The 20,727-nt window shown below is 75.2% G+C and carries 21 protein-coding genes and 2 pseudogenes; 16 read left to right on the top strand and 7 right to left on the bottom strand.

What is annotated here, in order from left to right; translation table 11 throughout:
• Nucleotides 1-19: 19 nt before the first annotated feature.
• Nucleotides 20-817 (bottom strand): annotated as a pseudogene (locus ACFP3R_RS17575) (LysR family transcriptional regulator); the annotation flags it as partial.
• A gap of 76 nt (nucleotides 818-893) precedes the next feature.
• On the opposite strand from ACFP3R_RS17575, the gene ACFP3R_RS17570 reads away from it, so the two are divergent.
• Entirely contained in the window at nucleotides 894-1,712 is an 819-nt protein-coding gene (locus tag ACFP3R_RS17570) for a PhzF family phenazine biosynthesis protein (RefSeq protein WP_380637296.1), read from the top strand.
• Between the two features lie 10 nt (nucleotides 1,713-1,722).
• Here the strand turns inward: ACFP3R_RS17570 and ACFP3R_RS17565 are convergent, their stop codons facing one another.
• Nucleotides 1,723-2,148: a nitroreductase family deazaflavin-dependent oxidoreductase gene (locus ACFP3R_RS17565; protein ID WP_380637295.1), complete on the bottom strand. Its 426-nt coding sequence runs from the start codon at nucleotides 2,146-2,148 to the stop codon at nucleotides 1,723-1,725.
• A gap of 366 nt (nucleotides 2,149-2,514) precedes the next feature.
• Between ACFP3R_RS17565 and ACFP3R_RS17560 the strand changes: the two genes are divergently transcribed.
• Complete coding sequence (locus ACFP3R_RS17560) at nucleotides 2,515-3,498, top strand: LysR family transcriptional regulator (RefSeq protein ID WP_380637294.1); 984 nt, start codon at nucleotides 2,515-2,517, stop codon at nucleotides 3,496-3,498.
• Nucleotides 3,499-3,648: 150 nt separating this feature from the next.
• On the opposite strand, the gene ACFP3R_RS17555 is transcribed toward ACFP3R_RS17560, so the two are convergent.
• The gene (locus tag ACFP3R_RS17555; RefSeq protein ID WP_380637293.1) at nucleotides 3,649-4,446 is read right to left on the bottom strand and encodes an NAD(P)H-binding protein; all 798 of its coding nucleotides are present in this window, start codon (nucleotides 4,444-4,446) and stop codon (nucleotides 3,649-3,651) included.
• A gap of 95 nt (nucleotides 4,447-4,541) precedes the next feature.
• Here ACFP3R_RS17555 and ACFP3R_RS17550 point away from each other — a divergent pair, with 95 nt between their 5' ends.
• The 4 genes from ACFP3R_RS17550 (at nucleotide 4,542) to ACFP3R_RS17535 (ending at nucleotide 7,602) form a co-directional block, all read left to right on the top strand.
• Nucleotides 4,542-4,916 carry a winged helix-turn-helix transcriptional regulator gene (locus ACFP3R_RS17550; RefSeq protein WP_380637292.1) on the top strand — a complete coding sequence of 125 codons (375 nt, stop codon included), beginning with the start codon at nucleotides 4,542-4,544 and terminating at the stop codon, nucleotides 4,914-4,916.
• A 151-nt stretch (nucleotides 4,917-5,067) separates the two neighbouring features.
• A complete protein-coding gene (locus tag ACFP3R_RS17545) occupies nucleotides 5,068-6,129 on the top strand; it encodes a gamma-glutamylcyclotransferase (RefSeq protein ID WP_380637291.1) in 1,062 nt (353 codons plus the stop codon).
• Nucleotides 6,130-6,219: 90 nt separating this feature from the next.
• On the top strand, nucleotides 6,220-6,816 hold the full coding sequence (locus ACFP3R_RS17540; protein WP_380637290.1) for a DUF4232 domain-containing protein: 597 nt from the start codon (nucleotides 6,220-6,222) through the stop codon (nucleotides 6,814-6,816).
• Nucleotides 6,817-7,602, top strand: a complete 786-nt coding sequence (locus ACFP3R_RS17535; protein WP_380637289.1) for an alpha/beta fold hydrolase — start codon at nucleotides 6,817-6,819, stop codon at nucleotides 7,600-7,602.
• Nucleotides 7,603-7,803: 201 nt separating this feature from the next.
• Here the strand turns inward: ACFP3R_RS17535 and ACFP3R_RS17530 are convergent, their stop codons facing one another.
• Entirely contained in the window at nucleotides 7,804-8,226 is a 423-nt protein-coding gene (locus ACFP3R_RS17530) for a hypothetical protein (protein WP_380637288.1), read from the bottom strand.
• 335 nt (nucleotides 8,227-8,561) lie between these two features.
• On the opposite strand from ACFP3R_RS17530, the gene ACFP3R_RS17525 reads away from it, so the two are divergent.
• From ACFP3R_RS17525 to ACFP3R_RS17505, 5 genes are all read left to right on the top strand, one after another.
• On the top strand, nucleotides 8,562-9,359 hold the full coding sequence (locus ACFP3R_RS17525; RefSeq protein ID WP_380637287.1) for a hypothetical protein: 798 nt from the start codon (nucleotides 8,562-8,564) through the stop codon (nucleotides 9,357-9,359).
• Nucleotides 9,360-9,493: 134 nt separating this feature from the next.
• A complete protein-coding gene (locus tag ACFP3R_RS17520; protein WP_380637286.1) occupies nucleotides 9,494-9,754 on the top strand; it encodes a hypothetical protein in 261 nt (86 codons plus the stop codon).
• A gap of 1 nt (nucleotide 9,755) precedes the next feature.
• Nucleotides 9,756-10,007, top strand: a complete 252-nt coding sequence (locus ACFP3R_RS17515; RefSeq protein WP_380637285.1) for a hypothetical protein — start codon at nucleotides 9,756-9,758, stop codon at nucleotides 10,005-10,007.
• Between the two features lies 1 nt (nucleotide 10,008).
• Nucleotides 10,009-12,813, top strand: coding sequence for an FtsK/SpoIIIE domain-containing protein (locus ACFP3R_RS17510; protein ID WP_380637284.1), 2,805 nt, complete (start codon nucleotides 10,009-10,011; stop codon nucleotides 12,811-12,813).
• The gene (locus tag ACFP3R_RS17505) at nucleotides 12,810-13,241 is read left to right on the top strand and encodes a hypothetical protein (RefSeq protein WP_380637283.1); all 432 of its coding nucleotides are present in this window, start codon (nucleotides 12,810-12,812) and stop codon (nucleotides 13,239-13,241) included. The genes ACFP3R_RS17510 and ACFP3R_RS17505 overlap by 4 nt, the downstream gene beginning before the upstream one ends.
• A gap of 57 nt (nucleotides 13,242-13,298) precedes the next feature.
• Here ACFP3R_RS17505 and ACFP3R_RS17500 read toward each other — a convergent pair whose 3' ends face one another.
• A complete protein-coding gene (locus ACFP3R_RS17500) occupies nucleotides 13,299-13,706 on the bottom strand; it encodes a GNAT family N-acetyltransferase (RefSeq protein ID WP_380637282.1) in 408 nt (135 codons plus the stop codon).
• A 35-nt stretch (nucleotides 13,707-13,741) separates the two neighbouring features.
• Here ACFP3R_RS17500 and ACFP3R_RS17495 point away from each other — a divergent pair, with 35 nt between their 5' ends.
• From ACFP3R_RS17495 to erm, 3 genes and pseudogenes are all read left to right on the top strand, one after another.
• On the top strand, nucleotides 13,742-14,458 hold the full coding sequence (locus tag ACFP3R_RS17495; RefSeq protein ID WP_380637281.1) for a GNAT family N-acetyltransferase: 717 nt from the start codon (nucleotides 13,742-13,744) through the stop codon (nucleotides 14,456-14,458).
• A gap of 41 nt (nucleotides 14,459-14,499) precedes the next feature.
• The gene (locus ACFP3R_RS17490; RefSeq protein WP_380637280.1) at nucleotides 14,500-15,507 is read left to right on the top strand and encodes an NADP-dependent oxidoreductase; all 1,008 of its coding nucleotides are present in this window, start codon (nucleotides 14,500-14,502) and stop codon (nucleotides 15,505-15,507) included.
• Between the two features lie 198 nt (nucleotides 15,508-15,705).
• Nucleotides 15,706-16,563, top strand: a pseudogene (gene erm / locus ACFP3R_RS17485) (23S ribosomal RNA methyltransferase Erm).
• Here erm and ACFP3R_RS17480 read toward each other — a convergent pair.
• A complete protein-coding gene (locus tag ACFP3R_RS17480) occupies nucleotides 16,499-18,199 on the bottom strand; it encodes an FAD-binding oxidoreductase (protein ID WP_380637279.1) in 1,701 nt (566 codons plus the stop codon). The pseudogene erm and the gene ACFP3R_RS17480 overlap by 65 nt on opposite strands.
• Before the next feature lie 16 nt (nucleotides 18,200-18,215).
• On the opposite strand from ACFP3R_RS17480, the gene ACFP3R_RS17475 reads away from it, so the two are divergent.
• Both ACFP3R_RS17475 and ACFP3R_RS17470 read left to right on the top strand, forming a co-directional pair.
• Nucleotides 18,216-18,782, top strand: a complete 567-nt coding sequence (locus tag ACFP3R_RS17475; protein WP_380637278.1) for a TetR/AcrR family transcriptional regulator — start codon at nucleotides 18,216-18,218, stop codon at nucleotides 18,780-18,782.
• Nucleotides 18,779-20,284: a glycerol-3-phosphate dehydrogenase/oxidase gene (locus tag ACFP3R_RS17470; RefSeq protein WP_380637277.1), complete on the top strand. Its 1,506-nt coding sequence runs from the start codon at nucleotides 18,779-18,781 to the stop codon at nucleotides 20,282-20,284. The genes ACFP3R_RS17475 and ACFP3R_RS17470 overlap by 4 nt, the downstream gene beginning before the upstream one ends.
• Before the next feature lie 229 nt (nucleotides 20,285-20,513).
• Here the strand turns inward: ACFP3R_RS17470 and ACFP3R_RS17465 are convergent.
• The coding region (locus tag ACFP3R_RS17465) for a hypothetical protein (RefSeq protein ID WP_380637276.1) at nucleotides 20,514-20,727 on the bottom strand (214 nt) is incomplete at its 5' end.

Genomic DNA, 20,727 nt, shown 5'->3' with positions numbered 1-20,727 from the left:
TCGCGCCGACCGCCTCCACCACCGCCCGCACCGCCGCGGACGGCGTGCGGCGCGGATCGGAGACCAGGAACAGCGTGGTGTCGGGCAGCCCGCGCACGCGCCGGAGCGTGCCCGCGTCCAGCTGCTCGGCCACGGCCACGCGCGGCAGCACGGTCCGGCCCAGGCCCGCCACCACGCACGACCGGACGGCCTCGATGCTGCCGAACCGGGTGATGCCCGACGTGGCGGGCAGCCCGCGCACGAACCGGTCGCTGTAGGAGCAGCCCTCCTCCAGCAGGAAGTACCGCTCGTCCGGCACCGCGCCGGGCGCGGCGACCAGCTCGATCGGCTCGACGCCGACGGCGGTCGCCTCCAGGCCCGGCGCGACCACGGACTCCTCCAGCACCAGGGCCAGGTCCAGGGTGCCGTCGCGAACCCCGGCCAGCGCGCCCCGGGTGCCGGCGGGCGACAGGTGCACGGTGATGCCGGGGTGCCGCAGGGCCACGGCGGCGATCCGCTGCGGCAGCCGGTAGGCGCACACGGACTCCGGCGCGGCGACCCGGACGTCACCCTCCACGGCGGTGCCGCCGCGCACCGCGTCCCGCAGGCGCTGCTCGGCGGTCAGCACCTCGCGGGCGTGCTCGACGGCCTGCCGGCCCGCCCCGGTCAGCCGGGCGCCACCGGGCAGCCGGTCGAACAGGCGCGCGCCGAGGTCCCGCTCCAGGGCCTTGACCTGGCTGGTCACCGTGGACTGCACGAGGTGCAGCTCGGCCGCGGTGGCGGTGAAGCTGCCCGTGCGCGCGAGCACCAGGAGGGTGCGCAGGAGGCGGGTGTCCACCCCATCGACACTACCGATAGGACCGATCGCCGGGAATCGTTGGACTCGATGACCGCGGACGGGGGACGCTCAAGCCATGACCGCAGAAGTGCTCCGCTACAGCGCCTTCACCACCGACCCCGCGGGCGGCAACCCGGCCGGCGTCGTGCTCGACGCCGGCGGCCTCGACGAGGCCGCCATGCTCCGCGTCGCCGCCGAGGTCGGCTACTCCGAGACCGCGTTCGCGTTCCCCCGCGCGGCGGACGGGGAGTTCGACGTGCGCTACTTCAGCCCGCTGGTGGAGATCCCGTTCTGCGGGCACGCGACCGTGGCCACCGCGGTGGCGCTGGGGCGGACCGGCCGGCTGCGGTTCCACACCAGGGCCGGGCTGGTCGAGGTCGACGCCGCGCCCGGCACCGCGAGCCTGACCAGCGTGCCCACCTCGTCGGAGGCGGCGGCGCGGGAGGACGTGCGCGCCGCGCTGGCGGCGCTCGGGTGGTCGGCCGACGACCTCGACCCGCGCTACCCGGCGCACTGGGCGTTCGGCGGGGCGCGGCACCTGGTGCTGGCCGCGCGCACCCGCGAGCGGCTGGCGGCGCTGGACTACGACTTCGACGCGCTCGGCGACCTGCTGCGGGCGCACGACGCGGTGACCGCGCACCTGGTGCACCGGCGCGGGGACGGCGTGTTCGACGCGCGCGACCCGTTCCCGGTCGGCGGGGTCGTGGAGGACCCCGCGACCGGGGCGGCCGCGGCGGCGTTCGGCGGCTACCTGCGGGTCGTCGGCGAGATCACCCGGCCGAGCGTGCTGACCATCCACCAGGGCGTGGACCTGGGGCGCCCGAGCACGCTGGAGGTCCGGGTCTCGCCCGACGACCCGCGGGTCACCGTGACCGGCGCGGCGGTCCGGATCTAGCGGTCCGGACCTAGGCGCGCTCCAGGACCACCACCGGGATCTCCCGGTCGGTCTTCCTGGTGTACTCGTCGTAGTCCGGCCACACCTCGGTCATCAGCCGCCAGAGCCGCTCGCGCTCCTCGCCGGTCGCCACGCGGGACCGGACCTGGAACCTGTCGGCCAGGACCTGCACCTCGGCGGTGTTGTCGGCCCGCATGTTCTTGAACCACGCCGGGTCGTCGCTCGCGCCCCCGTTGGAGGCGACGACCACGTAGGCGTCGCCGTGGGGCTGGTAGATCAGCGCGGTGCGCCGCGGTTGACCCGATTTGCGCCCCTGCGTGGTCAGCAGGAGCGTGAAGACGCCGGGCCGCCACTCGTGACCCTCGGCGCCGTCGGTCTCGACGTACTTCCGGATGTGCTCTTTCACCCAGCTGACGGGACTGTCCACCACTGACATGCCCTCGACGCTACCGACGGGGGCGGTCGGCCGCCCGCCGGGAGCGGTGCGCCGGGGCCGCCGGTCGCTACTCCGCAGTCACGACCGGCGGCCCCGCGCGGGGTGGGGACGTCCGCCTCGCACCCCTCCGGCCCACCCCGGTCCTCCGGCGCCGCCGGACCCCGCCCGCGTGAACGGGGCCCGGGTCGCCCGACCGCGCCCGTGGGGACGCGGTCCGGACCGGGGTGGCCGCGGCTCCCTAGTAGATCTGGCTCGTGCGGTTCATCCGCTCTCCTCGGCTCTCTGCCCGCCCCGCTCCGGGGACCTCGCCCACTATGACCGGACAGGGGGCTGGCGGCTCATACGAAAGGGGGATAGAAGAGCGTTATGCCCGAGCTGGAAATCCGCCACCTGCGCGCGGTCTGCGCGATCGCCGAAGAGGGCAGCCTGACCAAGGCCGCCACCCGACTGGGGCTCACCCAGCCCGCGATGAGCGCCCAGCTGCGGACCGTCGAGCGGATCATCGGCGGCCGGCTGTTCGACCGCACCCCCACCGGCTCGGCGCCCACCGACCTGGGCAGGCAGGTCGTCGGCACGGCCCGGCTGGTGCTCGACGAGGTCGAGCAGCTGGTCACGTTGGCGCGGGGGCGCAGCCGCGGCGGCACGCCCGGACCGCTGCTCGTCGGCGGGGTGCCCACGCTGTTCTTCGGGTACTTCGTGGAGGAGCTGCGCAAGGCGATCCCCTGCTCGGAGGTCCGCACCGAGATCCTGCCCGGCGCGTCGGACCTGCTGGAGCTGCTGGTGTCGGGGCAGGTCCACCTGGGCGTGCTGGACCGGTTCGAGGGGCTGGAGCGGCGCGAGCTGCGCGGCCTGGAGATCCGGCGGCTGGTCAGCGAGCCGCAGTTCGTCGCGCTGCCCGAGACCGACCCGCTGGGCGCGCAGGAGGAGGTGGACCTCGCGCAGCTCGCCGACCGGGACTGGGTGTCGCGGCCGGACGAGATCGTCGGCAACCGCCTCCAGATCCTCACCGCCTGCGCGGAGGCCGGGTTCACGCCCCGGTTCACCCACCACGTCAACGAGGCCGGCACCGCCCGCGGCCTGGTGGCCAACGGCGCGGTGTCGTTCGCGATGCCCCAGTCGCGCGGCGGCGACGGGATCGTCATCCGGCCGCTGCGCGGCGCGCCGCTGATGGTGGACCTGCTGCTGGCCACCCGGCGCGAGGGGCCCGCGGCCGGTCGGGCCGACGACGTGTTCGCCGCGGCGGCCAGGGCGTACCGGGAGGTGCTGCCCCGCAACCCGGGGTACGCGACGTGGTGGCGGGAGCACCCCGAGGCGCACCGCGAGATCGACGCGGCCCTGCTGCTGGGGTGAGTGCCGGGTCGAGCCCGCGACGGCGCGGGCAGCGACGGGGCAGGGCAGCGACGGGGCGGGTGCCAGGGCGCCAGGGGCGGCGCGGGTGCGGGCCGGCGCGGTCAGGAGGGGCGCTCTCCCCCGCCCCCCGCCGGCCGCCCCCCCCCCCGCTCAGAGGGCGCGCACCGCGTCCTCGATCGTGGTCGGCGGGCGGCCGATCAGCTTCTCCAGGTCCGGCCGCACCTCCGCCAGCACCCCGCGGCCGATGTTGACCTCGATGTCGGCCAGCAGCTCGGCCACGAAGCCCGGCAGGCCGAAGCCCTCCAGACCCGCCACGCGCTCCGCCCCCGTGACCCTGGTGTGCGTGGTGCCGCGCAGCGCGGCCAGCTCGTCGAAGCTCCACGCCCGCGGCCCGGTCAGCTCGTGCACGGTGTTCTCGTACCCGGCCCCGGTCAGCGCGACGGCGGCGGCCAGCGCCAGGTCGTCCCGCGAGGCGCTGGCGACGCGCCCGTCCCCGGCGGCCGTCACGACGGGGCCGGGGTTGAGGTAGTTCTCGTGGTACATGCCGTTGCGCAGGAAGGTGAACGCCACACCCGTCTCCCGGATCGCCTCCTCCGTCGCCCGGTGCGCGGCGGCCAGGGACAGCGGCGAGGTGTCGGCGTCGGTGACCGAGGTGTAGAGCACGTGCCGGACACCGGCGTCGACGGCCGCGCGCACGGCGGTCCGCTGCATCGCGATCCGCCGCTCGTCCGGGCCGTCCGCGGACACCAGCAGCAGCTTGTCCACGCCCGCGAAGGTCGCCGAGAGGTCCCCCGCGAAGTCGCCCGCGCGCACCTCCACGCCCAGGTCGCCGACCCGCTCGGGGTGGCGCGTGGCCGCGACCAGCTCGCCGGCGGGGACGCGGGTCAGGGCGTGCTCCAGGATCAGGGAACCGAGGTGGCCGGACACACCGGTGATCAACGTCGTCATGCCGGTGAACCTAGGCGAGTAACTAACTATTCGTAAGTACCTACTTTTTCGTGGGGTACTAACGATCCGGAAAGCATCCAGCTAGAGTGCCCGGCATGGTCCAGCAGGCTGACGTGTACGACCCCAACTGCCCGTCCCGGCTGATCGCCGACCACGCCACCAGCCGGTGGGGCACCCTGGTGCTCGCCAAGCTGGTGCGCGGCACGCTGCGGTTCGGCGAGCTGCGCCAGGAGGTGGGCGGGGTGAGCGAGAAGATGCTCGCCCAGACGTTGCAGGCGCTGGAGCGCGACGGCCTGGTGCGCCGCGAGGTCCACCCGGTGATCCCCCCGCGCGTGGACTACTCCCTCACCCCCCTGGGTACCCAGATCGCGGAACGGGTCAAGGGGCTGTTCACCTGGATCGAGGACAACCTGCCGAGCCTGGTGGCCGCGCAGGAGGCGTACGACGCGCGACGCGCGGAGAACGTGTGACGGGTCACGGCCGCCCTTCCGACCTGTGCCGCCCAGGAGCAAGCCGACCGCGGGTGCTCGGCGTGCCGGGAGGTGTGGACGTCCGACCTCTGGCCCGACCGGCGAACCCGACGTCGGGTGAATTTCCGGTGAGCTTTGCCAGGATGGGGTCATGACGCAGCCGTTCACGGACGACAGTCACCCGGCCGAGCCCTACCCGGGAGCTCGACCGGGTCACTGCTTCGTGCACCTGGACGGCGCCGGCTGGCCGGTCACCCCCGACCCGACCGCGGTGTCCGGCTGGCGGGTCGCGCCGGACGGGCGGGACCTCGACGACTGGCTGGCCGGGCACGGCGAACCGCCGCTGGCGGGCCGGGTGCCGGTGCTGGCCTACGGCTCCAACGCCAACCCCGCCAAGGTGACCTGGCTGCGCGAGCAGCTCGGGCTCGCCGGCCCGGCCGTGGTGCTGCGGGCCCGGTGCGAGGGGCTCGCCGCGGTGTGGGCGGCCGGGCTGCGCAAGGCCGACGGCCAGCGGCCGGCGACCCTGGCCGCCGCGCCGGGCGTCGAGGAGGAGCACGCGGTGTGGTTCGCCACCGCCGAGCAGCTGCGCGTGCTCGACCGCTGCGAGGGCCGCGGCCTGCGCTACCGGCTCGTCCGGGTGCGCACCGGCCGGGTGACCCTGTTCAACGGCGCCGTCGTCGACTCCGTGCTGGCCTACACCGGCGCGGGCCGGCGGCGGATGCCCCTGCTGGTCAACGGCAGACCGGTGCGCTGCGCCGACGTGGACCAGCGGGGCGCGCACCGCCTGGGCGGCCGGCCGGCGGACACCGACGGCCTCGACGTCACGCCGGTGCACGGCGACCCGACGCCCGACGACTGGCCCGACCGCCTGTTCGTCTACGGCACCCTCCAGCCCGGCATGGGCGCGTGGCCCCTGGTCGAGCCGTTCGTGCTCGACGACCCGGAGCCCGCCGCGCTGCCCGGCGCCCTGCACGACACCGGCCTGGGCTACCCGGCGCTGCGCCCCGCGGGCGGTCCGCTCGTGCCCGGCCACCTGCTGCGGCTGGCCCACCCCGAGGACGCCCTGCCCGTGCTCGACGAGTACGAGGGCGACGAGTACGCGCGCGTCCGCGTCGCCCTGCCGGACGGGCGGGTGTGCTGGACCTACGTGTGGACGGCCGAGGTGGGCGACATGCCCCGGCTCGACGGCGGCTGGGTCGGTAACTACCGGTGATCAACCCGATCCGGTGAATTTTTCGCCACAGCGGCCAACCGCCCGGCAACGGGGTACGTCCTCCGGGTAGTACCCGAGCAGGAGGTGGACATGAGGCGACTCGTCGTCTTCGGCGCCCTCGCGGTCGCGCTCACCGCGTGCGGCAACCCGGGCCCGGTGGCCGGGGGTTCCAGCGCCGGGATCGAACCGGGCGGCAGCGAGGCGGCGCCCGTGCCGCCGTCGTCCGCCCCCCCGACCACGACACCGGCGGCGTCGACCGCGCAGGCGTCCGGCCGGTGCACGGCCGCGGTGCTGGCCGCCGAGGTCCAACCCGGCGACCCGGCCGCGGGCAACCGGTACGCCAAGCTGGTGGTCACCAACAACGGCACGGCGCCGTGCACGCTCAACGGCTACAGCGGCCTCCAGCTGCTCGACGCCTCCGGGCAGGCGGTGCCCACCGACCTCCAGCGCACCACCGACCCCGCGCCCACCCTGGTGGCCCTGCCGCCGAAGGGCCGGGCGGTGGCGGACCTGCACTGGACCGTCGTGCCGAGCGGCGAGGACCCCGCCCAGGGGCCGTGCGAGCCGGAGGCCGCGCAGGCCAGGGCCATCCCGCCGGACGAGACCCAGCCGATGAGCCTGGACTGGTCCCTGGGTCCCGTGTGCGGCGGTGGGAAGATCGAGATCAGCGCGTTCTACCCTGCCTAGGTGATCGAGTCCAACGTTTCCGGCCACGCCGGGGAGCTCGCCGTCCACACCTGGCCGAACCTCGACGCCACGTGGCTGGCCGTGCTGGTGCACGGCTACGGCGAGCACGGCGGCCGGTACGGGCACGTCGCCGACGCCCTGGTCGGCGCGGGCGCGCTGGTCGTGGCGGCCGACCACGTCGGGCACGGCCGCTCGGAGGGCGAGCCCGCGCTGATCACCGACTTCGACGGCGTGGTGGCGGACGTGGCCGCCGCGGTCGGCTCCGCGGCGTCCGACCTGCCCACCGTGCTGGTCGGCCACTCGGTGGGCGGGCTCGTCGCCGCCCGCTACGCCCAGCTGCACCCGTTGGCCGCGCTGGTGCTCTCCGCGCCGGTGCTCGGCACCTGGCAGGGGCTGGACCTGCTGTCGCTGCCGGAGATCCCGGACACCCCGATCGACCCGAACGCGCTGTCCCGCGACCCGGGGGTGGGCGAGCGGTACGCCGCCGACCCGCTGGTGTGGCACGGGCCGTTCCGGCGGGAGACGCTGGAGGCGCTGGAGCGCGCGCTGGACGAGGTGAACTACGGCCCCACGCTGGAGCACCTGCCCACGCTGTGGCTGCACGGCGAGGCGGACGAGCTGGTGCCCCTGGCCGACACCCGCACCGGCACCGACCGGCTGCGCGGGCTGCTGTTCGAGGAGCGCCTCTACCCCGGCGCCCGGCACGAGTTGTTCAACGAGACGAACTCGGACGAGGTGCTGGCCGACGTGGTCGGGTTCGTCCGCCGGGTGCTCGCCCCGGGCTGAACCACCCGTGACCAGGAGCCGCGCGACGCGTCGTGCGGCCACCTCCCGCGCCCACGCCCACCCGCGCGGCGGGACCGCGATCGCTTCCCCGGTGCCCGACGACGCGCCCGTGACGCGACCCCCGGTTCGAGCCGGTCACGTCACGCGGGTGGAGCGGCAGGCGCGGACGCCGCGCCACCCGTCAGACGCGGGGTGGTGAGGTCAGTCGTCCTCGCCGGACTCGTGGTCGGACTCGTCGTCCCACTCGGCGTCGTCGTCGTCCCACTCGGCGTCGTCGTCGCCCCACTCCTCGTCCATGGCGGTGGCGTTGGTGTGGCCGGTCGCGGCGCCGTCCTCACCGGCGGCGCTCCACACCTCGTGGTGGCCGGCGTTGTCCCCGTACACCCACGACAGCTCGCCGAAGTAGCCGGCGCCCTCCGTACCGGCGTACAGGAACTGCTGGGCGAAGTACGCGCCGTCCTCGGACGCGCCGGAGGCGAGGCCGTGGATGAACGCGCCGTCCTCCCCCGCCGCCACGGTGCCGTGGTCGTACTCCACGGCGTCCGCGGACGCGACGCCCGCCGCGCCGATCACGAGCGGCAGCGCGGCGGTGCCGGCGACCAAGAAACGGATGATGCTGCGCATGGTGGAACCTCCTGGGTGTCGTGTGGTGCCATGCGAGGACATCGTTACCGGGGTCACCCCGACCTCGCCGGGCTCCTACCGCATCGTGTGACGCTTCGTTTGAGCAGGCAAAACGCCCTGATCAGCGGTCATCACGAGGGGTGTTCGCAAGGGTGAGCTTGTGAGTGACGGCGGATGAACCACGGTGTCCACCCGACCGGGTCGTCGACATCGCCGCGCCGAAGGGGTAATGGCTGTGGATCCCGCGTTGTCCCAGGTGCGGCGGGCGCGCCGGCGCGGGTCCGAAGCGGGTCGCTGACGCCGCGCGCGCGGATCGTGGACAATTTCACCCCGAGATGGCAGAGGACGACCTGGAGCTGCTGATCACCGCGGTGGTGGCGGCCGACGACGAGCGGCAGGCGCGCGCGGCCTGCGACGGGCTGCTGCGCCGGGTGGGCGGGCGGGTCGTGCGGGCCTCCGACTGCTCCGACGAGGAACCGGGCTGCTGGTCGGTGACCATCAGCCTGGTCAGCGGCGAGCGGGTGGGGCAGAACGTGGCGGGCGCCCTGGCCCGCGCCGTGCGGACCTTCGTGCGGCGGCTGGGCGACGAGCTGCCGCTGCCCCGGGTGGCGTGCGAGCCGCCCACCGCGTGGACCGTGCTGGACGACCCGGACCCGCTCGACGAGCTGCTGCCGGGCGTCGAGCGGCTGCTGGTCGAGGCGTGGGCGGGCGGCGACCCGCAGCACCGGGGGCGGGCCGAGCCCGCGCCGCCGGCCCTGCCCGCCGACGAGCCCGCGTCGAGCACCAGGCTGCTGCTGCGGGTCGACGTGGCCACCGACCGGTCCGCCGGGGCCGAGTGGCAGGCACGGGCCGTGGCGAGCCGGGTCGCGCGGAATGGCAAGATCACCCGGGTGGCTCCGCACGGGCATCTACTGAGCGTGCACGTCGACCTCGGGTCCACCGAGAATTCACCTGACGTGGCGCTACGGGACGCGGTGGCGTCGCTGGGCCGTTCGGGGTGGTCGGCACCCGACTGGTCCGGCCCGTCGGCGACCTCGCGCTGGTCAGCCGCCCCCGCCCCACCGGCCGGGATCACCGCGCTGGAACTCACCGCGACACCGGCTTCGGCATTCGTGTGGACGGTGCCGGACTGAGATGCCCGTCACTAATCCGATCGAGTGGATTTCGTCGCCACCCGATTAGCCGATACCGCTTGTGAAACGTGACAATTCAGGTACTAATTTCAACAATAGGAACACCAACTTTCGCAGGAGGGTCGGGAGCGCACATGGCCAGCATCGGAGAGGTCCGCGGCTTGATCGAGCAGGCCATCGCGAAGGCCAACGAGAGCGTGAGCGCCCTGCAACAGGCCGCTGACCTGGTCGAAGACGCCCAATCGCTGCTCAGCACCGCCACCGAGGGCAGCAACCGGTCCGAGGCCGATCAGGTGAACGCGCGATTCGCCGAGGTCGTCAGCGGGGTATCCGATCTGCAGAAAACCCTCAGTGCCGGGATCTCCCAGGCCGAGGGCATGAATTCCGAGCTGTGACGTGACGTCGATCGGGGAGGTGAAGCTCGCACTCGACCAGGGCTGCGAGCTGCTCCGCGACGCCTACCGGTGCGTCCGGGAGGCCCAGGGCGCGTTGGACGAGGCGGTCGACGCGCTGGGCAAGGCGAGCGCCAACCACCACCAGCCCCTGGTGCCGCCGGAGTTCGCCAGGGCCCGGGAGATGTTCGAGGACGAGCTGGAGCTGATCGTCGCGAGCCTGGAACTGGCCCGACGACTGACGACGGAGCTGTGACGTGAGCAGGCGGGAGGATCGCCAGAAGCGGATCGAGGACGCCTTCGAGGAGTTCCGGCGGTCCGTGGCCGCCGCGCTGGGCAACGCCACCCGCGAGCACCGCCTGGCGGCCGAGGAGCACGCCCGGGGCATCGTCGAGGCCGTGCTGCGCGGCGAGGGCGTCGACCGGGCGTTCGACGACCCGGCGTTGGCCGAGGTGCTGCGCAACGAGCTGTTCGACCAGCACGTGGCGCAGGCGGTGCTCGACCGCGCCGAGGCGTTCCGCGAGTGGTCCGAGCACGGGCCCGACCGGCTGACCGCGCTGGTGGGCGCGGTGGCCGAGGGCCCGGCGTCCTGGCCGCCCGAGTCGTGGCTCGGCGCGCCCGGCACCGCCGACGGCAGCGAGGGCGTGCCGGAGCTGTGGCGCGTCGGCACGGGCACGGTGCCCAGCGCGCCGGAGCGCCGCGGGTTCCCGGTCGCCGTGCCGCTGCTCGACCAGGCGCACCTGCACGTCTCCTCCACCCACGTCAGCCGCGTCGCCGCCGAGGGCCTGGTGGAGAACCTGCTGCTGCGCCTGCTCAGCCACTTCCAGCCCGGCCTGGTGCACGTCCACGTGTGGGACGTCGCCCAGCTCACCGGCGCCCTGCCCGGCCTGTACCCGCTGACCCGCGCCGGGCTGCTCACCGTGCACGACCCGGCCCGGCTGCACGAGCTGCTGGACGAGCTGTCCGACCACATCCGCCGCGTGCACACCGGCGTGCTGGTCGAGGGCCACCACTCGGTGGGCGCGCACTCGGCGGGCGTGACGGGCGGGCGGCGCACCGAGCCGTGGCGGGTGGCCGTGCTGTTCGGCAACCGCCGCCCGCTCAAGGAGGAGCACCAGCAGCAGCTCCAGCGGGTGGCCCGCAACGGGCTGGCCGCGGGCATCCAGCTGGTCGTGGTGGACATCCCGGTCACGGTCAACTCGGCGGTCGAGACCGTCACCGTGGCCGACGACCTCACCGCGAAGTGCACCATGACCGGCGAGCACGTGACCGTCGAGCTGGACCCGCCGTTCCCCCGCGACCTGGTGCCCCGCGCGTGCGCGGTCATCGCGGAGGCCCGCGAGGCGCGCCGCACCCGGCTCAGCTCGTTCGGCGACCTGCTGCCCGAGCACCTGTGGCTGGAGAGCTCCTCGGCGGGCGTGGTCGCGCCGGTCGGCTTCCAGGAGGGCGAACCGGTGCACGTCGCCCTGGGCGACACCTCGCCGCACGCCCTCATCGGCGGCCCCAGCGGGTCGGGCAAGACCAACTTCCTCTACGCCATGCTCGGCAGCCTGGCCGCCCGGTACGCGCCGGACGAGCTGGAGCTGTACCTGCTGGACTTCAAGGAGGGCGTGTCGTTCGCGCAGTTCGCGCCGGGCCGCAAGGACCCGACGTGGCTGCCGCACGCGCGCCTGGTCGGCGTGAACGTCAACACCGACCGCGAGTTCGGCCTGGCGCTGCTGGCGTTCCTGGCCGACGAGATGCGCCGGCGCGCCGACGCGGCCAAGCGGCACGAGGTCACCAAGCTGGAGCAGCTGCGCGAGGAGGACCCGCACGGGCACTGGCCGCGGGTGGTGGCCGTGATCGACGAGTTCCAGTACCTGTTCGCCGAGCGCGACCAGGTCACCGCCAAGGCCACCCAGCTGCTGGAGGACGTGGCCCGGCGCGGCCGGTCGCAGGGCATCCACCTGGTGCTGTCCAGCCAGGACGTGTCCGGCATCGAGGGCTTCTGGGGCAAGTCGGCGATCTTCGAGCAGTTCACCGTGCGGATCGCGCTGCCCAAGGCGCGGCGGGTGCTGGCCGAGCCGCAGAACGACGCCGCGGTGGAGCTGCCGCGCTGGCACGCCGTGGTCAACCACGAGTCGGGCGTGCGGCCGGGCAACGAGGTCGCGCGCGTCCCCGACGCCACCCGCAAGGGCACGATCGACGCGCTCCAGGTCGAGCTGCACCGCCGCCGCCCGGCGGACCTGGCCGAGCCGATCCTGTTCGACGGCAGCAAGGTGCCCGTGCTGGCCTCGCTGCCCGACCACCGGGCGCTGCGGTCGGGTGCGGCCCACCCGACCGTGCTGCTGGGGCAGGTCATCGACGTGGCGGGCAGCGCGGCCAAGGTGCGGTTCGCCCGCACCCCCGGCCGCAACGTCGCGGTCATCGGCTCGCTGGCGGAGGACGCGGCGGCGGTGCTGGCGGCCGCCGCGCTGTCGCTGGGCCGCCAGCACGAGCCCGGCGAGGCCCGGTTCACGCTGGCGTGCCTGGCCGAGGACGCCGCGCCGCACGCGGACAAGCTGGCCAAGCAGCTGTGCGACGCGGGCCACCAGGTCTCCCAGGTGGTCCTGAAGGACTTCTGCGAGCTGGTCCGGGAGATCGCGGACGGGCTCACCGCGGGCATGACCGGCGCGGCGGGCGCGCCGCCGGACCCCCACTACGTCGTGGTCTACGCGGTGGACGCGGCGCAGGCCCTGCTGGAGACCAAGGACGACAAGCGGGTCTCCGGCGTGGACCGGCTGCGCACGGTGCTCAAGCACGGCCCGGAGCACCGGACGCACGTGCTGGGCTGGTGGCGGGGCGTGCAGCGGCTCAAGAACAGCCTGCCGCCGGGTGTGTACGACGACGTCGGCGCCTGGGTGGCGTTCGACGTGCAGGGCAAGGACCTGGTGTCGTTCGGGCCGGAGCAGGTGCTGTCGTGGTCGCCCCGACCGCGGCGCGGCCTGTTCTTCGACCGGTTCGAGCACTCCCGTCCTCAGGTGGTCATCCCGTTCGACACCGAGTCGACCCGCGGCTCGGCCCTAGCCGGGGAGGAAGCATGATCGGACACGCGTCCTTGGTGCCGGTGCAGCGCACCAGTGGGGAACTCGTGCCGCGGACCGTGCCGGGCTCGGCGGTCGAGCGGTACAAGGAGATCGCCCGGCAGGTGGACCAGTCGCTCGACCGGATGCGCGAGCACGACCGGGAGCGGGTGCGGCTCATGGTGGGGTGGCTGATCGCGTCCCAGGAGCGGATGGCCGAGGTGATCGGGCAGGAGCGGGTCACCAGGGGCCTGGCGCGGGTGCACTGGGAGGCCGTGGTCGAGCTGCTGTGGGAGGAGCGGTGGATGAAGATCACCCCGATGCCCGCGCCCGACGAGTCGGTGCCGCCGCGCCCGCAGCGGGAGTACGACGAGGCGATGGACCGGGCCTACCGGGCGCTGGAGGAGGCCGCGCAGAAGCGCTCCCTGCTGCGCCGCAAGAGCGCCTGAGGGGACCCGTCCTGTGAGAGGACCCGTTCAGAGGGAACCCGCCCTGGGAGGACCCGCTCAGAAGCCCCAGGAGACCACGACGGTGTCGTGGTCCAGTTCGGCGCCGGTGCCGCGGTAGGTGGCCAGCGCGGCGGCGTTGTCCCGCTCGGTGCCCGTCCACGCGCCGGTGCAGCCGCGCCGGCGGGCCAGGTCGAGCAGGGCGCGCACGAGCGCGGTGGCGATGCCGCGGCGCCGGTGCCCGTCGTCCACGCCCAGCTCGTAGAGGAACATCTCCACGCCCTTGTCGGGGTGGATGGTCTCGACGCCGGAGGCGAATCCGGCGGGGTGGCCGTCCACGTAGGCGATGAGCAGGTGGTGCCGGTCGTCGGCGAGGAACGCGCGGGTGGCGTCCTCGCGCGGCGGGGCGTCGAACAGGTGGCCGGCGGCCACCACGTCGTCGAGCGAGGTGACCCGGCGGATGTCCACTCGGGCGAGGGTAGCCCGTGGGTGATGATGCGGTCATGCGCGTTCTCCCCACCCCCGCCGACGTGGCCTCGGCCTCCCCGGACCCGCTCCTGCGCTGGGCGGCGCAGGCCCTGCTGCCCGGTCGCGGCGGGTCCGCGTGGGCGCGCGGCGACGCGGTGGCCGTGTGGGCGCCGGGCCTGTACCGGCACGACCGGCTGGTGCTGGCCGGGCCGCCGGGCGACGTGCTGGCGCTGCTGCGCGAGCACTCCCGCCCGGGGTGCCGGCCGGTGGTGACCGCGGCGCTGGCCGAGGAGCTGGACTGGCCGCTGCGGGGCGTGTTCGGCTGGATGGACCGCACCGGGCCGCCGGCCGGGCCCGCCGCCGGCGCCCGCTGGCTGGCCGAGGACGAGTGGGACGAGGTCGGGGCGCTGCTGCGGCGGGCCAACCCCGACTCGTGGGCGTGGCCGGGCGAGCCGGGGCCGACCAGGTGGGCGGGGGTGCGGGCGGGGGGCGGCGAGCTGGTGGCGGTGGCCGCGGACGCGTGGTCGACGCCCGGGGTGGGGTTCATCGCGGGCGTGGCGACGCACCCGGAGCACCGGGGCCGGTCGCTGTCGGTGCGGGTGTGCTCGTTCGTCGCGGCCGCGCTGCTGGCCGAGCACGGCACGTGCGCGCTGATGGTGGACGCCGGGAACGGGCCCGCGATCGGCGTCTACCGGCGGTTGGGGTTCGCCTACCGGGGCCTGGCGGCGCTGCGGGACGCAGGTCACAGCTGAGGGCCGGAACAGCGCCCGTGGCCCGCGCGGTTGTGGTGCACATGACCGCACCGAGCACCGCGCGCGAGATCCGCCTCGCCTCCCGCCCCGTGGGCTACCCGACCGCCGCCGACTTCGAGCTGGTGGAGGTCCCCGTGCCGACGCCCGGCGACGGGCAGCTGCTGGTCCGGAACCTGGTGATGAGCGTCGACCCGTACATGCGCGGCCGGATGAACGCGGGCGAGTCCTACGTGCCGCCCTTCGGGCTGGGCGAGGTGCTGGACGGCGGCGCGGTCGGCGAGGTCGTGGCGTCCCGCGCGCCCGGTTTCGCCGCGGGCGACGTGGTGCTGCACGGCGCGGGCTGGCGCGAGTACGCCGCGGTGGACGCCTCCTCGGCGGTCCGGGTCGACCCGGACGCCGCGCCGCCCGGCGCCTACCTGGGCGTGCTGGGGATGCCCGGCATGACGGCCTACGCGGGCCTGCTGGACGTGGCCGGCCTCCGGGAGGGCGACGTGGTGTTCGTCTCCGGCGCGGCGGGCGCGGTGGGGCAGGTCGCCGGCCAGGTGGCCAGGCTGCGCGGCGCGAAGCGGGTCATCGGCAGCGCGGGCAGCGCGGCCAAGGTGAAGCACCTGGTGGAGGAGCTGGGCTTCGACGCGGCGTTCGACTACCACGACGGCCCGGTGGCCGACCTGCTCGCGGCGGCCGCGCCGGAGGGCGTCGACGTGTACTTCGACAACGTCGGCGGCGAGCACCTGGACGCGGCGCTGCTCTCGTTCAACCCCCACGGGCGCGCCGCGCTGTGCGGCGCGATCTCCAACTACAACACGCCCGACCCGGTCGGCCCGCGGCACCTCGGCCTGGCCGTGGGCAAGCGGCTGACCCTGCGCGGCTTCCTGGTCCGCGACCACGAGCACCTGCGCGAGCGGTTCACCCGCGAGGTCGGCGGCTGGGTGGCCGACGGCAGCCTGCGCTACCGCGAGACCGTCACCGAGGGCATCGAGCGCGCGCCGGAGGCGTTCATCGGGATGCTGCGCGGCGAGAACCTGGGCAAGGCGCTGGTCACGCTGTAAATCGTTGGCGGGCCCGCCGCGCGACGCGCTAGGTTCGCCCGCATGTGCGCAGCCTCGACGGCAGTGACCCGGATCCGCCGCTCCTAGCGGCGGTCCTCCTCACTCTTCCGACGACGAGTTCCGCCGCTCCCGCGAGTTCATTCGCCGGGCGGCCCGTTCCGCGCTGCCCGGCTCCACTCCCAGAGCCGCGGAGCCCCTGTGCGCACCCACCACGACGGCCGGCACGAACTCGGCCAGAACTTCCTCACCGACCCCGCCGCGATCCGCGCGGTGGTGGACCTCGTCGCCCGCACCAGCGGCCCGATCGTCGAGATCGGACCCGGCGCCGGCGCGCTGACCCTGCCCCTGGCGGCGCTCGGCCGCCCGCTGACCGCCGTGGAGGTGGACGGGCGGCGGGTCCGCGAGCTGCGCGACCGGCTCGGGCCCGGCGCCTCGGTCGTGCGAGCCGACTTCCTGGACTTCCGGCTGCCCGCCGCGCCGCACGTGCTGGTGGGCAACCTGCCGTTCCACCGGACCACGGCGGTGCTGCGGCGGGTCGTCCACTCCGGGCACTGGACGGACGCGGTGCTGCTGGTGCAGTGGGAGGTCGCGCGCCGCCGGGCGGGGGTGGGCGGCGCGACCATGATGACCGCGCAGTGGTGGCCCTGGTACGACTTCGCGCTGCACCGGCGGGTGCCGGCGGAGGCGTTCCGCCCGCGCCCCGGCGTGGACGGGGGCCTGCTGACCGCGACCCGCCGGACCCGGCCGCTGGTGCCCGACCCGGACCGGCGGGCGTACCAGGCGTTCGTGCACCGCGTGTTCACCGGCCGGGGGCGCGGGCTGCGGCAGGTGGTGCGCGCGGCGTTCCCGGCGGCGCGCACCTCGGCGTGGGCGCGGCGGCACGGCGTCACCGACCGCGTGCTGCCGCGCGACCTGCGCGCCGAGCAGTGGGCGGAGCTGTTCGAGCTGGTCCGCCGGGCTTAGCCCCCCGGTCCGCTGTGGACGGACCGGGTCAACGGCCGTCGGCCGCCCGGCCAGGCCGGGTGCCGCCGTCGGCGAGGAGCTTGCCGGGGTTGAGCACGCCGGTCGGGTCGAGCGTGCGCTTGACGGCCGCCAGCACGTCCAGGCCGAGCGCGCCGACCTCCGCTTCGAGGTAGGGGGCGTGGTCGACGCCGACCGCGTGGTGGTGGGTGATCGTGCCGAGCCCGGCGATGGCCTCGCTCGCGGCGGCCTTGGCGACCTGCCACTGGCCGACCGGGTCCCGGGGGTCGCGGGCGGCGATGGCGGTGAAGTACAGCGACGCGCCGGTCTCGTAGGCGTGCGAGAGGTGGCACATGACCACGCACCGGCCCAGCGCGTCGAGCAGGGCGCCGCGCACGGCGGTCCGCAGGTCGTCGAGCCGGGACCAGTGCGCGGCGGTCTCCAGGGTCTCCACGCACACGCCGACCTCCATCAGCGCGTCCCGCTGGCGCGGGCCGTGGAACCGGCCGCGCCGCCACGCCTCGCCCAGCGGGCGGCCCAGCGACACCAGGCGGTGGCCCCGCAGGGTGTCGCGGCGCTTGCGCGCGACCTCCGCCTCGTCGCGCCCGTGCCAGCCGAGGACCAGCAGGCACGGCCGCGCCACGCCGCGCGCCCCGAGGTACGCCTTGAGCGCGGTGGTCTTCCAGCCGCCGGCCAGCGCCAGCGACACCTCCGTCTCCTCCACGTCGGACAGCCGGGTCACGTCCGCGAGCACCCGGTCCTGGGCCAGCGCGCGCACGACCCGCTGCCCGTGCTCCCAGCCGTCGACGACGAAACCGCCGTAGCGCTCGGCCCGGGGTCGCGGCCGCACGCGCAGCGCCACCTCCGTGATGACGCCGAGCGCGCCCTCGCTGCCGACGACCAGCTGCTTGAGGTCGGGGCCGGCGGCGGACGCGGGCGCGCCGCCCAGCCGCCACTCGCCCGCGGGGGTGGCCAGGCGGACGCCCTCCACCAGGTCCTCGAACCGGCCGTAGCCGGAGGACGCCTGGCCGGCCGACCGGGTGGCCGCGAACCCGCCGATCGTGGCGCGCTCGTAGGACTGGGGGACGTGGCCGGTGGTCAGGCCGTGCGCGGCGAGCAGGTGGTCCGCCCGCGGCGCGGTCACGCCGGCCTGGAGCACGGCCAGCCGGGAGACCGGGTCGACGTCCACCAGCCGGTCCAGCCTGGCCAGGTCGAGCGCGACGACCGCGGCCTTGTCGCCGCGCAGGGCGTTCACGCCGCCCACCACGGACGTGCCGCCGCCGAACGGCACCACCGCCACGTCGTGCTCCGCGCACGCCTTGAGCACGTCGACGACCTGCTCCGGCGTGCCGGGCAGGACCACCGCGTCCGGCACGGCCAGGACGCCCTCGCCGCGCTGCCGCAGCAGGTCCACGTAGGACAGACCGCCCGCGCGGCCCAGCCGCGAGTCCCGGTCGACCCGCACGAAACCGGGGCCGACGACGTCGTCGAGCGCGGCGCGCGCGTCGTCGTCGAGCGCGGACCCGGGCACGGCGGGCAACCGCACGGGCGTGGCCTCACCGGTTCCGGTTTCGGCCCCGGTTTTGCCCCCGGCTCCGGTCCGGTCTCCGGTCCCGGCCCCGGTCCCGATGGGGCCGATCCGCTGCCCGAGCCACTTCAGGGCGTGCGGCGGGAGGTGCCCGGCCCCAGGGGTCCAGCGAGCCCGGAGGGTGTGGTCGATGCGCTCCGTCACCGCTACAGTGTTACACATGACGTCCCAACGTCACAGTGATGACGCCCTGCTCGACGCGGCCCGCGACTGCGTGGTCGAGGTCGGGGTCCGCCGCACCACGCTGACCGACGTCGCCAAGCGCGCGGGCGTGAGCCGGATGACCCTGTACCGGCGGTTCCCCGACGTGAGGACGCTGGTCCGGACCCTGATGACCCGGGAGTTCACCGCGCTGCTCGGGCGCGTGGAGGTGACCGGGGACAACGCGCGGCAGCGCCTGGTCGCGCGGGCGATCGCGGGCATCCGGCTGCTGGCCGCCGACCCGCTGATGCGGCGGGTGCTCGACCTGGACGCCGAGCTGATGCTGCCCTACCTCGTGCAGCGGCTGGGCAGCACGCAGAAGCTCGTGGAGGCGTTCCTGGTGGCGCGGGTCGAGGAGGGGCACGCGGACGGCTCGATCCGGCCCGGCTCCGCCGCCGCGCAGGCCCGGCTGGTGCTGCTCACCACGCAGTCGCTGGTGCTGTCCGTGCGACCGGCGACCACCGACCTCGACTTCGAGGAGCTGCTGGCCGAACTGTCCGCCTACCTGGAAGCGGCCCTGACATGACCCCCTCCCAGCACGCCTCGCCGGGCACGTCGCCGGACATTTCCCCGGGCACGTCCCTGAACGCGGCCCGCCGCGCCCGCGACCTGGACCACGTCGCCGCCGAGCCGGTGGACCTGCTCGTGGTCGGCGGCGGCGTGACCGGCGCGGGCGTGGCCCTGGACGCGGCGTCGCGCGGCCTGTCGGTGTGCCTGGTGGAGGCGCACGACCTGGCGTTCGGCACGTCGCGCTGGTCGAGCAAGCTCGTCCACGGCGGCCTGCGCTACCTGGCGCAGGGCGAGGTGGGCCTGGCCCACGAGAGCGCGGTCGAGCGCGGCATCCTGATGACCCGCACCGCGCCGCACCTGGTCCGGGCGCTCCCCCAGCTCGTCCCCCTGCACGACCGCTCGCGCTCGTCCGTGGTGATGGCCGGCCTGCGCGCCGGCGGCGCGCTGCGCCACCTGGCCCGCACCCCGGCGGGCGTGCTGCCGCCGCCGCGCCGGGTGCCCGCGGCCGAGGCCCTGGCCCTGGCACCCGGCCTGCGCCGCGCCGGGCTGCGCGGCGGCCTGCTGAGCTTCGACGGCCAGCTGGTCGACGACGCCCGCCTGGTGATCGCCCTGGCCCGCACCGCCGCCGGCCACGGCGCGCGAATCCTCACCCGCGTCCGCGCGGTCGCCCTGACCGGCACGGGCGCGCAGGTCGTCGACACCCTGACCGGCGAGTCCCTCGACCTCCGGGCTCGCGCGGTGGTGAACGCCGCGGGCGTGTGGGCGGGCGACCTGGTGGACGTGGACCTGCGCCCGTCGCGCGGCTCGCACCTGGTGCTGTCGGCCTCCACCGCGGGCCTGACCGGCACCGCCCTGACCGTGCCCGTCCCCGGCGCGCGCAACCGCTTCGCCCTGCTGCTGCCCCAGCACGACGACCGCGTCTACGTGGGCCTGACCGACGAACCGGTCACCGGCCCCGTCCCCGACGTCCCGACCGTGCCCCGGTCCGATGTGGACTTCCTGCTGCGGGTCGCCTCCTCGGTCCTGGAGCGCCCCCTGTCGCCGGCCGACGTCCTGGGCGCCTTCGCCGGCCTGCGCCCGCTGCTCAACGGCGGCGGCGGCCCCAGCGCCGACCTGTCCCGCCGGCACGCCGTGCTGACCTCGGGCAACGTCACCACGGTCGTGGGCGGCAAGCTGACCACCTACCGCCGCATGGCCGCCGACGCCGTGGACGCCACCCGCCTGACCACCGCCCCCTGCCGCACCGCCACGCTCCCCCTGGTCGGCGCCACACCCCCGACCACGCCCGCCCCCGCCCACCTGGTGGCGCGCTACGGCGGCGAGGCCCCCCGCGTGGCCGAGCTGGGCGAGGTCGCCTGGGCCGTCCACCACGAGGGCGCCCTGACCGCCGACGACATCCTCGACCGCCGCACCAGGATCGGCCTGGTCCCGGCCGACCGAGCCGCCGCCGAACCCGCCGTCACCGCCCAACTAACAACCCTGACCACCGACCACGAACGCAGAACTCACCAGTCCTGAACGTGGGACACGGTGGTCCTGAACGTACGACACGCGCGACCTGAACGTACGACACGCGAGGTCTGAACGTACGACTCGCGGGGGCTGGGTGTTCGACACGCGCGCGAGTCGTACGTTCGGGACCACCGTGTCGTACGTTCGCGACCCCCGAGTTCAGCGTTCGGGATTCCCCGGGTGGTTGTGGACATGGAAAGGGGGGACCTCCGTGGAGGTCCCCCCTTTGGGTTGGTTATTCGCCGATGGTCGGCTTGGACGCCTTCGGCGGTTCCTCCACCAGGGCCTCGCCCTCCAGGCGGACCTTGCGCTGGTGGTCCTTGCCGTCGCCGCCCTGGCCCGGGGGCGCCATCATCGGGGCGCCGCCCATCATGCCCGCGCCGCCCGCGACCAGCGTGGTGACGAGCAGCATCCGCACGGCGTCCCCCCAGCGTGAGCAGAGACGTGCA

It is taken from the genome of Saccharothrix lopnurensis, assembly GCF_042658445.1.
Lineage (GTDB): Bacteria > Actinomycetota > Actinomycetes > Mycobacteriales > Pseudonocardiaceae > Actinosynnema > Actinosynnema lopnurensis.
Note: the sequence above shows the minus strand (reverse complement) of the source record. Positions and strands in the feature narration are given on the sequence as shown.